The sequence below is a fragment of the Gemmatimonadales bacterium genome, assembly GCA_036265815.1.
In the GTDB taxonomy this organism is placed as follows: domain Bacteria; phylum Gemmatimonadota; class Gemmatimonadetes; order Gemmatimonadales; family GWC2-71-9; genus CAVVWJ01.
The window spans coordinates 1-11785 of record DATAOI010000047.1 but is presented as its reverse complement, the minus strand read 5'-3'; the positions used below and the strand labels follow the sequence as shown (position 1 = coordinate 11785).

At 67.8% G+C, this 11785-nt stretch carries 12 protein-coding genes; 4 read left to right on the top strand and 8 right to left on the bottom strand.

All coding sequences use genetic code 11. The annotated features are described in order from the left end of the window. Positions 1 to 42: 42 nt before the first annotated feature. The 4 genes from VHR41_09695 (at position 43) to VHR41_09680 (ending at position 4709) form a co-directional block, all read left to right on the top strand. Positions 43 to 1842 (top strand): sodium:solute symporter family protein, encoded by a 1800-nt coding sequence (locus VHR41_09695; GenBank protein HEX3234459.1) that lies wholly within the window; start codon positions 43 to 45, stop codon positions 1840 to 1842. Between the two features lie 28 nt (positions 1843 to 1870). Beyond that, positions 1871 to 2239: an iron-sulfur cluster assembly accessory protein gene (locus tag VHR41_09690; protein HEX3234458.1), complete on the top strand. Its 369-nt coding sequence runs from the start codon at positions 1871 to 1873 to the stop codon at positions 2237 to 2239. A gap of 145 nt (positions 2240 to 2384) precedes the next feature. Further along, positions 2385 to 3800, top strand: a complete 1416-nt coding sequence (locus VHR41_09685; protein HEX3234457.1) for a sodium:solute symporter — start codon at positions 2385 to 2387, stop codon at positions 3798 to 3800. Positions 3801 to 3812: 12 nt separating this feature from the next. Next, a complete protein-coding gene (locus tag VHR41_09680; protein HEX3234456.1) occupies positions 3813 to 4709 on the top strand; it encodes a BadF/BadG/BcrA/BcrD ATPase family protein in 897 nt (298 codons plus the stop codon). A gap of 10 nt (positions 4710 to 4719) precedes the next feature. Here the strand turns inward: VHR41_09680 and VHR41_09675 are convergent, their stop codons facing one another. From VHR41_09675 to VHR41_09640, 8 genes are all read right to left on the bottom strand, one after another. Continuing rightward, positions 4720 to 6279 carry an amino acid permease gene (locus VHR41_09675; GenBank protein HEX3234455.1) on the bottom strand — a complete coding sequence of 520 codons (1560 nt, stop codon included), beginning with the start codon at positions 6277 to 6279 and terminating at the stop codon, positions 4720 to 4722. A gap of 35 nt (positions 6280 to 6314) precedes the next feature. Further along, on the bottom strand, positions 6315 to 7058 hold the full coding sequence (locus VHR41_09670) for a hypothetical protein (GenBank protein ID HEX3234454.1): 744 nt from the start codon (positions 7056 to 7058) through the stop codon (positions 6315 to 6317). A gap of 243 nt (positions 7059 to 7301) precedes the next feature. Next, on the bottom strand, positions 7302 to 7721 hold the full coding sequence (locus VHR41_09665; protein ID HEX3234453.1) for a biopolymer transporter ExbD: 420 nt from the start codon (positions 7719 to 7721) through the stop codon (positions 7302 to 7304). A gap of 1 nt (position 7722) precedes the next feature. Further along, entirely contained in the window at positions 7723 to 8184 is a 462-nt protein-coding gene (locus VHR41_09660; protein ID HEX3234452.1) for a biopolymer transporter ExbD, read from the bottom strand. After that, on the bottom strand, positions 8165 to 8914 hold the full coding sequence (locus VHR41_09655) for a MotA/TolQ/ExbB proton channel family protein (GenBank protein HEX3234451.1): 750 nt from the start codon (positions 8912 to 8914) through the stop codon (positions 8165 to 8167). Before VHR41_09655 ends, VHR41_09660 begins: the two co-directional genes overlap by 20 nt. A gap of 30 nt (positions 8915 to 8944) precedes the next feature. After that, positions 8945 to 9646, bottom strand: a complete 702-nt coding sequence (locus tag VHR41_09650; protein ID HEX3234450.1) for an energy transducer TonB — start codon at positions 9644 to 9646, stop codon at positions 8945 to 8947. 296 nt (positions 9647 to 9942) lie between these two features. Further along, positions 9943 to 11430, bottom strand: a complete 1488-nt coding sequence (locus tag VHR41_09645; protein HEX3234449.1) for a HAMP domain-containing sensor histidine kinase — start codon at positions 11428 to 11430, stop codon at positions 9943 to 9945. 1 nt (position 11431) lies between these two features. Further along, positions 11432 to 11785, bottom strand: a 354-nt coding sequence (locus VHR41_09640) for a response regulator transcription factor (protein HEX3234448.1), incomplete at its 5' end; no start/stop codon positions are given.

Here is an 11785-nt window from a genome sequence, read left to right as displayed (position 1 = left end):
CGCCCTCGCTCCGGGTCGCCACACTCGCCTGAGGACTACTGAATGCGGCTCATCTTCTCGGATTGGGTGATCATCGTCCTGTACTTCCTGGTCTCCGCGGTGATCGGGCTGGCCTATACCCGGAAAGCCAGTCAGTCACTGGACGAGTACTTCGTCTCCGGACGCGCGCTTCCCTGGTGGCTGGCCGGCACCTCGATGGTGGCCACGACCTTTTCGGCCGACACGCCGCTGGTGGTGGCCGGACTGGTCGCGCGCTACGGTGTGGCCGGCAACTGGCTCTGGTGGAACGGAGCGATCTCCGGGATTCTGACCGTCTTCTTTTTCGCCCGGCTGTGGCGTCGGGCCGGGGTGCTCACCGACCTCGAGTTCGCAGAGCTCCGTTACGGGGGGAAGCCCGCGGCCGTGCTGCGCGGATTCCGAGCCCTCTATCTCGCGCTGCCGATCAACCTGATCATCATGGGGTGGGTGACCCGCGCCATGGTGACGGTGCTCCAGATCTGCCTCAACATCGACCCCTGGGTGGCCGCGATCCTGCTCTTTGCGGTGACCGCGGGCTATACCATCTTCGCCGGGCTCTGGGGCGTGGTGGTGACGGACCTGTTCCAGTTCATCGTGAAGATGGGTGGGGTCATCGTGCTCGCCGTGCTGGCCGTCAACTCGGTCGGCGGACTCGACGAGCTCACCCGTCTCTCCGCCGCGCATTTCGGCTCGCGCGACGCCGCCTTCGGCATCCTCCCCCCGACCGATACCGCCTGGCTGCCACTCTCGACACTCGTGGTCTTCCTCTCAGTGCAATGGTGGGCGGCCTGGTATCCCGGAGCGGAGCCCGGCGGTGGAGGCTACGTGGCCCAGCGTATTCTCGCGGCGAAGGACGAACGCCATGGGCTGCTCGCGACGTTGTGGTTCAACATCGCCCATTATGCCCTCCGGCCGTGGCCGTGGATCCTGGTCGGTTTCGTCGCGGTCATCCGCTATCCTCACCTGGCGAACCCGGAGGAGGGGTACGTCCGGGTCATGGTGGACGTCTTGCCCTCACCGATGAAGGGCCTGCTGCTCGCCACCTTTGCCGCGGCGTACATGAGCACGGTCGGCACCCACCTCAATTGGGGCGCCTCCTATCTCGTCAATGACGTGTACCTCCGCTTCCTCCGCCCCAAGGCGAGCGACCGCGCGCGAGTCATGGCGTCCCGGGTGGCCACCGTGGCCCTCATGCTGCTGTCCCTCGTGGTCATGGCCTTCCTCCAGAGCGTGGAGCAGGGCTGGAAACTTCTGATCGGCCTAGGCGCCGGCACGGGAGCGGTGTTCATCCTGCGGTGGTATTGGTGGCGCATCAATGCGTGGTCGGAGATCAGCGCCATGGCGGCGTCCTTCGTCACGTCCATCGCCCTGCACCTGGCGCACATCGATCCGGGGAATACCTCCACCTCCGATTACGCGTGGGCGATGCTCATCAACGTCGGCATCTCGACCTTCGTCTGGGTGGCCGTAACGCTGTTGACCCCGCCTGAATCCGACGCCGTGCTCGAGCGATTCTATCGGAAGGTGCGCCCCGGGGGTCCGGGCTGGCGACGGGTGGCCCAGCGCCTGGGTTTTGCGGGAGACCGCATTCCGGGCGGCGCGCTGTCCTGGGTCAATTGGGTGGCCGGGGTGGCGGCAGTGTACGCCTCGGTGTTCGCCCTGGGCGAATTCCTCACCGGCAGCCGGACCAAGGGATGGGTCGAAAGCGGCATCGCCATTGGGGCTTTCTTGTTGATCCAGCGTAACTTGCGTGCGGATGAGCAGCTCGCGGCGAGCGTTGACAGCACCCTCTCGCCCGATGTAAGTTTCGGCCCAGGAAGGTGACGTTTCCCGGCTTTCAAGGAGTCCATTCATGAGCGGCATCGAGCAGCAGGCCCCCGTTGCCGGTTTCAACATGACGTTGACGGAACGGGCTGCTGAAGAGGTGCAGAAATTCATCGCCCAGGAGCAGGTCCCGGTCGAGACGGCCGGCCTTCGGGTCAGCGTGCTTCCGGGTGGCTGCTCGGGCTTCAAGTACAGCCTGAACATCGAGGAGCGCGCCCTGGACGACGACATGGTGCAGGCCGTCAATGGCGTACGGGTCTTCGTGGACGGGTTCAGCGCCCAGTATCTCACCGGCGTCACCATCGACTATGTGACCTCGATGCAGGGCTCCGGCTTCACCTTCACCAATCCCAACGCGAGCGGCGGCTGCGGGTGCGGCAGCAGCTTCACCGCCTGAGCACCCCCGATTGAATCCAGGGCCCACCGCCGTGCGGCGCGTGGGCCCTTTTTCTTGATCCTCGGCCGGAGCCGCGCCGCTGCATTCACTCGACCTGCTGGTCGTCGGCGTCTATTTCGTCTTCACCCTGGGCCTCGGCCTCTGGATGGCCCGGCACCAGCGGAGCGCCGCGGATTACTTCCTCGGTGCCCGCGACCTCCCCGCCTGGGCCATTCTCCTCTCCATCGTCGCGACCGAGACTTCGGCGCTGACCGTGATCTCGATCCCCGGCATCGGGGCCCGGGGAGATCTCACCTTTCTTCAGCTCACGATCGGCTATCTGGTCGGCCGGATCGCGGTGGCGCGCTGGCTCCTACCCGGCTATTTCCGGGGCGAACAGGAGACGGCCTACGCCCGGCTGGAGTCCCGCTTCGGGGTCGGCACCCGGCGGCTGACCTCGCTCGTCTTCCTGGTCAGCCGCTTCTTCGGGGACGCGGTCCGGGTCTTCGCCAGCGCCATCCCGCTGGCGCTGGTGACCGGCTGGAGCGTGCCTACCGCGATCGCGGTGATGGGCATCGTGACGATGGTCTACACCTGGTTCGGCGGCTTCAAGGCGGTCGTGTGGACCGACGTGCTCCAGCTTTCGGTGTACCTGGCCGGAGGCGTGGGAGCGCTGCTGATCGCCTGGAAGCTGGCCGGAGGGGTGGACGTGGCGTTTGCGGCAACGTATTCGGCGGGCAAGCTGCGTGTCATCGAGCCACGCCCGAGTCTGACCGTGACCTACACACTCCTGAGCGGGATCGTGGGCGGCGCGCTCCTCTCGGGCGCGTCCCACGGGACCGACCATCTCATCGTGCAACGGCTCCTGGCCACGCGCTCGCTTCGGGATGCCCGGGTCGCGCTGGTGGGCTCGGGGGTCATGGTGATGCTACAGTTCACCCTGTTTCTCCTGGTGGGCTCCGCCATCTGGGCCGCAGGACTGGCACCGGCAGATCTGCCGGGCGACCAGCTCTTTCCCCGCTTCGTGGTGGATCACCTGCCGGTCGGACTCGCCGGCCTCGTGATCGCCGGCATCCTCGCCGCGGCGATGGGTACCCACAGCTCCGCCATCAACTCGCTGGCCTCATCCGCCACCCACGATCTGTACGCATCGTGGACCGGCAGGCGCGACCCGGTGCACCTGCTGCGAGTCGGCCGTATCCTCTCGGCCATCTGGGCGCTGGGGCTGGTGGGAGGGGCCCTCTATTTCCACTATGCGGAGCGCGGGAGCGACACACCCGTGGTGGTGCTGGCCTTGTCCATCGCCTCGGTGACATACGGCCCGCTGCTGGGCACGTATTTCCTTGCCGGGCGCTGGCCCCGGGCCCGGGGACGGGACGTGGTGGGCGCGGTTGCCATCACAGTGGCGGTCATGCTGCTGGTCGTCTTTGCCAAGCGGCTGGCCGGGAGCCCGGGTCTGGCGTGGCTCGAGCCGGTGGGCCGTCTGGCATGGCCCTGGTACGTCCCGCTGGGAACCCTGCTCGCCGTCGGCAGCGGAATCCTGCTCAGCTATCTTCCGGACCGTGTCCGAAACCCCCAGTGACGTGAGCCCACTGTGACCCGTACGCTCATCGGCGTGGACGTCGGAGGAACCAAGACCGCTGCCGGCGTCTCCGACGGCGCCGACATCCTTACCCGCGCCGAAGGACCTGGCGCGGCCATCCGGCCAGGCCGGGCCCTGGCCTCAGCCGCCACGGTGGCCGAGGTGGTGCGTCAGGCCCTGGCCAAGCTGGGACGGCTGACCGGTGACGTGCTCCTGGTGGGCGCCGCCGGCGCGGGCCGTGAGCCCGAGCGGGACGAGCTGCGGAAGGCCCTCCGGGCCGAGAACGTGGCGGAGCGGGTGGTGGTCACCACCGATCTCGACATCGCGCTGGCGGCGGCGTTCGCCGATGGGCCCGGGATCGTGGTGAGCGCGGGCACCGGCAGCGTCGCGGTGGGGAGGGACCGGACCGGGCGGCCGCACCGGATCGGCGGCTACGGCTGGCAGATGGGCGACGAGGGGAGCGGCTATGCCATCGGTCGCGCGGCGCTCGGCGCGGTGAGCCGGGCGGCCGATGGCCGGAGCCCGCGCACCGCCCTCACGGACCGGGTGCTCGCCGCCACCCGAAGTGAGAACTTCGATGCCCTGATTCGTTGGGCGGCCGGGGCCTCACCGGCCGAAGTGGCTGCACTGGCTCCGCCGGTGCTGGAGACCGCGGCCAAGGGCGACGTGCTGGCTCAGGGAATCGCCGACTACGCCGCGCGCGAGCTCTGCCAGCTCGCCATCTGCCTGCTGCCGATCATGGAGATCGACCCGCCCATTGGGGTCGCCGTCACGGGTGGCCTGCTCGGGGGTGACACCCTGCTCCGGCGGCGGGTCCTCGCCCGCCTCGGTGAGGAGCCCAGCCTCGCGCCGATCGAAACGGCGGTGGACCCCGTAGTGGGCGCTCTCCGTCTCGCGGGCTCCGCCTGAGCCGGGCCGCTCAGGCCGCGTTCCTGCTCGCTCGATCCTCCGCTCTCCGCTGCAGGCGGCTGTTCCGCACCCCGTAGAAGAAGTAGATCGTCAACCCCAAGAGCAGCCACACTCCGAATCTGATCCAGGTCAGCCTCGGCAACTGCACCATGAGGTACAGGCATGCCACGATCGAGATGATCGGCGTGATCGGCACCAAGGGCGCGCGGAACGGCCGCACCCGGTTCGGCTCGGCCCGCCGGAGGACGATCACGCCGGCCGAGACCAGGACGAAGGCGAACAGGGTCCCGATGTTGGTGAGGTCGACCACTTCGGCGATGTTGGCGAAGGCCGCGAACGTCGCCACGAACAGGCCGGTGATGATGGTGCCGATGTACGGCGTCTTGAACCGCGGGTGCACCCGGGCCAGGAAGGGAGGCAGCAGTCCGTCGCGGGACATCGACATGAAGATCCGCGGCTGGCCCAGCTGAAAGACCAGGAGCACGCTGCTCATGGCGATCACGGCGCCGAGCGAGACGATCAGGCGTGAGGCCGCCAGCAGCCGGGGCGAGCCGTCGGCCAGCGCCAGAGCCGTGATCATCGGCTCCGGCGTGCCGAGCTGCTTCCACGGTGCCATCCCGGTCATCACCAGCGAGAGCACGATGTAGAGCACGGTGCACACCACCAGGCTCATGATGATGCCGAAAGGCATGTCGCGCGCCGGGTCCCGGGCTTCCTCGGCGGCCGTCGAGGTGGCGTCGAATCCGATGTAGCTGAAAAAGATGATCGCCGCGCCCGCGCTGATGCCGGCAAAGCCGTTGGGAGCGAAGCCGCCGGACGCTGGATTGGTCCAGTTCTCCGGCCGGATCAGCGTGCTGCCGACGGCGCAGAAGAACAGGATGATGCCGATCTTGAGCAGCACCATCGCGTTGTTCGAGTTGGCCGACTCCCGGATGCCGATGACCAGCACCCCCGTGATCGCCGCCACGATGAGGAATGCCGGCAGGTTGGCGATGAATGGGAGGCCGAGGACGTGGGGCGCGGTGGTGAGCGCGGAGGCGAGATACCGGCTGGTGGGATCGGTTGCCCCCCCGGCGATCGCCTCCGCGGCCATGTGCGCCGACCGGTAATCCGTGGCCAGCCAGGCCGGCACCGCCAAGCCGAAGTGGGAGAGCAGCTCCCGGAAGTAGCCCGACCACCCGATCGCCACGCCGATGTTGCCCACCGCGTATTCGATGATGAGATCCCAGCCGATGATCCACGCCACCAGCTCGCCCAGCGAGGCATAGGCATAGGTGTAAGCCGACCCCGAGATCGGGACCATCGCGGCGAACTCGGCGTAGCAGAGCGCCGCGAAGCCGCAGGTGAGCGCGGTCAGCAGGAAGGAGATGACGATCGCGGGGCCGGCCCCGGGGCGCAGGGGATCGCCCACGATGGCGGTGCCGGTGGTGGCGAAGATCCCGGCGCCGATGGTGGCTCCCACGCCGAGCGCGGTGAGGTGCCACTTCCCGAGAGAACGCTTGAGCCCGCCGCGCTCCACGATGTCGTCTTCACAATCCTGCACCGATTTCCGGAGGAAGAGCCGGCTCATAGGTCCTCAGTCGAGGGTAACACGCAGCGATGCATTCAGGAGTTGCTCTTGCCTGGCAGGGTGAAGGTCACCGTGGTGGTCCCGGCCACGCGGCTACCGTCGGGCGCCCGCGCGGGGATGAAGCGAAAGGCGCGGATCACCTCGTCGAACTTCCGGGCGTACTCCCGATCGCTGATCTCGGGATCGACCTGATACCGCTCGACCCGGCCGTCCACTCTCACCCAGAAGGTCACGTTGAGCGAGGCTCCCCGGAGCGCTTTGGGCGGATTGTCGAACGGGAACGCGAGATCCCGGAGCTCCGGCGGGCGGATGGTGCCACCCGCGCCTCCGCCCCCCTGGCCCGGTCCGGCGCCCTTTCCGCTGTCGGCGCCGGCTCCGGTGCCCGCTCCCCCGCCGGCTCTGCCCCCTGCGCCCGGACCGGTCCCCGGCAACGGCGCAGCGGCGCCTGACGCCTTACTCGGTGGACCGGTCCTGGACGAATCGACCGGCGCAGGCGTAGGTAGTGGCGACGCCGATTTCACGACCGCGACTTCGTGGACCGGCGGCGGCTCGGCCTTGGGGGGTGGAACCCGCGTGACGGCTGAAAACCTCGGCTGCGCCGCGGCTGGGGCAACCGGCGGCAGGGTAATATACGACACGCGGTTACCGCCGCCACCGCCACCCCCACCCCCCTGCGGCAGGGCTGGATCGCCGGGGGCGAGCGTCGCGCTCCACAGCCGGTCGCCTCGCTGGACTGCCAGTCCCAGCAGCAGCAGATGCAACAGCACCGACGCCAGCAAACCGTGGTAGCGACGCTGGGAGCGGGGGAGGCTCAGGGTGGGGATAACAGGCGCGCGCGTAGATCCTCGGTCTCGATCGGGTGCAGAGTAGGCGGAAAGATAACCGGCGGCGGCGCCGGACTCTCCAGGGAAGGGACGCACCGTCTCCCCCGGTACGCACGCCGCGGTACGCACACGCCGGTATGCACACGCGGGGGCCGGTGCTCCGGCCCCCGCGCGGTTCAGCCGACCTGCCGTTGCTGCCTACTTGGTCTTGTCCGCCTCGCGCGGCGTGAAGCCGATGATCTGGACTCCGGCCCCGCGCGCCACGTCCATCGCGTCGATCACGTCCTGATAGATCCGGTTCGCGCCCGCCTTGATGAACAGCAGCTTGGCCGGGCGCTGGTCGTAGATCGCGTGGATCTGGGTATCCAGCTGATCCTTGGGGACCGGCTGGCCGTTGATGCTGTACCCGCCGTCGTCCGCCAGCTCGAGGACGATCTGACTGGGCGGGGTCTTGGTGGTCACCGTCTCGTCCGGCGGCGGAACCTGGACATCCAGTGCCATGCGCGACAGCGGCTGGGTGATCATGAAGATGATCAGCAGCACCAGCAGCACGTCGATCATCGGGGTGACGTTGATGTCGGACTGGACGCCCCCGGAATTCCCGCTGGTCATCGCCATGTCACTTCTTCTCCTTCTTGTCCTTGTCGGCCTGGAACAGCGCGGTGCTCTTGGGCTCGGTGATGGCGGCCATCACCCGGACCCCCGAGCGACGTGCCGTCTCGACGGCTTCCTGGACCTTGGCGTACTTGAGCTGATTGTCCGCCTTGAAGTACAGGATTTTGTCTTCGGTGCGCGCGGCGTAGATCGAGCGGAGCTGGTCCTCCAGCGTGCCGTTCGGCAGGGGACGGCCGTTGAGAAAATACCGGCCGGCCTGGTCGATCCCCAGAATCACCTCGTTCTCCCCCTCGGGGCGCGGGTCCAGGTTCTTCCCCTTGGGCAGCGTCGCCTTGAAGCCCGCCGCGATGAGCGGTGTCACGATCATGAAGATGATCAGCAGCACCAGCATGACGTCGATCATCGGCGTCACGTTGATGTCCGCCTTGACGGCCGACGACCCGGAGTTAGCCGTGGATATGGCCACTGCCGGTCACCGCCTTCTGGGCCTGGAATTCCTTCGTGAAGATCGAACGCCCGAACTCGCTCCCCACGCTCTTGATCAGGTAGTCGATCAATTCCTTCGAGGTGTAGGTCATCTCGACGGTCAGGTTCTCGATCTTGGTGGTGAAGTAGTTGTAGGCCCACACCGCCGGGATCGCGACCATCAGACCGAACGCCGTCGTGATCAGCGCCTCGGCGATACCGGCCGAGATGCCCGCGAGGCCGCCCGAGGCGCCCTGCGCCGCCATGCCCACGAACGCGTTCACGATACCCATCGTGGTGCCGAGCAGGCCGACGAACGGCGCCGTCGAGCCTACCGTGCCGAGCACGCCCAGGCCGCGCTTGAATTCGGACAGCACGATCAGCATTTGGCGCTCCACCGCCCGCTCGGCCGAGTTGATGTCGGCGGCGGTAATGGTGGCGCGGTCACGCAGCAGCGGCTTCACTTCGGCCAGCGCCTCGCCCAGGACGCGGGACACGTGACTCTTCTTGTTTTTCTCGGCCAGCGAGATGGCCTGGTCCAGGTTCTCTTCCTGGATCGCGCGCGAGAACTGGGGCGCGAAGCGCCGGGTCTCGGACTCGCTGCGCTTGAGCTGGATGAGCTTGGTGAAGACGATCGTGAGCGAGTAGATGGACATGATCGCCATGATGACCACGATGCCTTTGGCGAACGAACCCATCTGGGCCCACAGGTGAAGCAGATCGAGACTCATGTTGCCGTGCCTCCTGGGCAGGGTAATGGCCTACTGGCCGACCTTGAACGAAATCCGCTGCTGGACCAACTGGCGAACGGGCTGGCCCTTGAACTTGGCCGGCTTGAACACGCCCTTCCGGATCGCTTCCTGCGCCGGTTCCACGAACGCCGGATGCGTCGTCTTGAGCACCTTGAACGAATTCGGCTCCGCGTGGCCGGTCGTGTCGACGACGTACTGCAGGTCCACGGCGCCCGCGATCCCGGCGCTCTGCAGCACCGGCGGATAGCGTGGCGTCGGGATGGAGATCGGCTGGACCGGATCGTCCAGCTGCGCCTCCAGGAACACTTCACCGGTCACCGGACCGGTCCCGCCAACCACGCCGGTGGAGATGCCGCCCTCCACGCCCTTGCCCGTGAAGTCCTTCGGATCGAACGGCTTCTCGTTCAGATCGATCGGAGGGATGTCCTTCGGGATGTCGGTCGGCGCCACGACCGTCTGGAACCCCTTCGGCGGAGGGTTCGCGGAGACGATGACGTCGGGTGGCGGCTGATCGGGTGGCGGCGGGGGTGGCGGCGGCGGCTTGAGGAACACCATCGTGGTGTCGACCGGACGATTCTTGATCGTCTCGGCCACGCCCTGGGTCGCTTTGACGGCCCCGAAGATGATGAGACCGTGGACCAGGAGGGACAGCACCGACTGCCCGATGGTCCGCGTACCCTTGGGCTTGGACTCGATCAAATTCTCGAACACGCAACAACCTCCGTCAGGGGAGGAACCAACGTGAGCGACAAGGTACAATCTCCCCGATGACCCGCCAGTAGCCCAAACATGACAATTCCATGACAAGCGAATTAGGCGTTTCGTTATCTCACTAATGGGAGTTCCGCAATCGGGATGGATCGTTCAGCCTGGAAACGGATGGCGGGCGATGCGTTGCAGCGTGGGGCGGTCCGTCTGGTCCCAGCTTGAGGACGAGTCGCCCTGAGCGCAGCGAACGGGATATCCCGAGTTCATGCCCCCTCGCTTCGCTCAGGGTGACTCGTCCCTCAGTGTGACGCAGCTCCCGTCCCGCGGGTGACGGCGATCACCGGCGCGGCGCCCGCGCGCGGCAGGCGAACGGTGAAGATCGTCCCCCGTCCCGGCCGGCTCTGCACCGTGATGCCCCCGCCGTGAGCTTCGGCGATCCACTTCGTGATCGCCAAGCCGAGTCCCGTGCCTGGCCGCTGTCCGGTGCGGGATCGTGCCGGATCGGCCCGCCAGAACCGCTCGAAGATGTGCGGCAGGTCGCCGGGCGCGATGCCGATCCCGGTGTCCCGCACGGTGATGCTCACGGCCCCGTCCTGATCGGCCAGCGAGAGGTCGATGGTCCCGCCCTTCGGGGTGTACTTGATGGCGTTGGTGACCAGGTTGAGCAGCATCTCCCGAATGCGGTGCGGGTCCACCGCCATCCGCACCGGGCGCTCCGGCATGGTGCTGGTGACGCTGACGCCCGAGCCCTCGCCGAGCATGCCCGCCGTCTCGACCACATCGCCCAGCAGGGCTCGCAGGTCCGACTCCTCGACGGCGAGGGGCGCCCGGCCCTCGTCCGCGCGGGCGAGCGTCAGCAGGCTCTCGACCAGCTCGGTCATCTCGTTGATCTGGGCCAGAGTCTCGTCCAGGGACTGGAGGATCTCCGAGGGCACGCCCGGGTGCACCAGCGCCCGCTCCACCCCGGCGCGGAGCACCATGAGCGGCGTCTTGAGCTCGTGGCTCGCGTCGGCGGTGAACCGGTGGAGGCTCCCGAAGCTCTGCTCCAGCCGGGCGAGCATTCCGTTCACGGTGAGCGTGAGGCGAGCCATCTCGTCGCCCGCGAGCGGCACCGCGAGCCGCCGGTGGAGGCTCCGGCCGTCGGAGATCGCCTCGATCTCGTCCATGATGCCCTGCACCGGCCGCAGGAAGGTGCCGGCCAGCCAGTAGCCCACGATGGCCGACGCCAGCAGGATGACGGGTGCGATGATCAGCATGGAGCGGACCAGGTCAGACGGGCCGAAGGCGATCTGGCTGGTGGGCGTCGCGACCATGAGGCCCCCGATCTCGGGCCCCGCGGCCTGGACCCGGACGGCGAGCCATCGCAGCGCTCCGATCCCGGCGCCGAGGTTGATGGTGCCGGCGCGTTTGGGCAATCGGAAGGAGTCGAGCGGCGCGGTGAGGGCCTGGAGCGCGTCGGCGTTGAGCGCGCGGGCCGCCTCGGACAGGGCGAGCACGTTGCCGCTGGTGTCGGTGACCACGACGTAGTCGCGCACCGCCTCGAGGTAGGCGCTGATGCCGGGGTCGAGCGAGGGGCTCGACCCGGCCGTGGTGACGATCCGTCCGAGCACGTTGTACGACTCGCTCAGCCACCGGTTCGCGAGGTCCGCCTCGAGGCCGAGCCGCTGGTCGAGCTCCCTGACGCTCGACTGCCGGCGCTCCAGATACAGCAGCGTGCCGAACGCCGCGACTGTGATCCCGAGCGCGACCGTGTACCAGAAGGTCAGCCGCTGCCGGATGGTCTGCACGTCACACCTTCACGACGTATCCCACGCCGCGCACCGTGTGCACCAGCTTCTGGGCGTGGCCCGAGTCCACCTTCTTGCGCAGCCGGTTGATCACCACGTCCACGATGTTGGTGCCGGGATCGAAGTGATAGTCCCACGCGTATTCCGTGATGAGGGTCCGCGACATGACCCGTCCCGTGTGCCGCATGAGGTACTCGAGGACCGTGTACTCCTTGGGGGTGAGGTCGATGGGCTCGCCGGCGCGCCGCCCGCCCCGGGTGGCGGTATCGAGCTCGAGGTCGCCCACCCGGAGCACCGGGTCGCGGATCGTCTGCGGCCGCCGGCCCAGCGCCTCCACCCGGGCCAGCAGCTCCTG

Excerpts from the sequence above, each read along its gene's own strand:
- VHR41_09690 (HEX3234458.1), top strand. The coding sequence starts at position 1,871 with ATGAGCGGCATCGAGCAGCAGGCCCCCGTTGCCGGTTTCAACATGACG.
- VHR41_09665 (HEX3234453.1), bottom strand. The coding sequence starts at position 7,721 with ATGGCGATGACCAGCGGGAATTCCGGGGGCGTCCAGTCCGACATCAAC.
- VHR41_09655 (HEX3234451.1), bottom strand. The coding sequence starts at position 8,914 with ATGAGTCTCGATCTGCTTCACCTGTGGGCCCAGATGGGTTCGTTCGCC.
- VHR41_09685 (HEX3234457.1), top strand. The coding sequence starts at position 2,385 with ATGGCCCGGCACCAGCGGAGCGCCGCGGATTACTTCCTCGGTGCCCGC.
- VHR41_09675 (HEX3234455.1), bottom strand. The coding sequence starts at position 6,279 with ATGAGCCGGCTCTTCCTCCGGAAATCGGTGCAGGATTGTGAAGACGAC.
- VHR41_09695 (HEX3234459.1), top strand. The coding sequence starts at position 43 with ATGCGGCTCATCTTCTCGGATTGGGTGATCATCGTCCTGTACTTCCTG.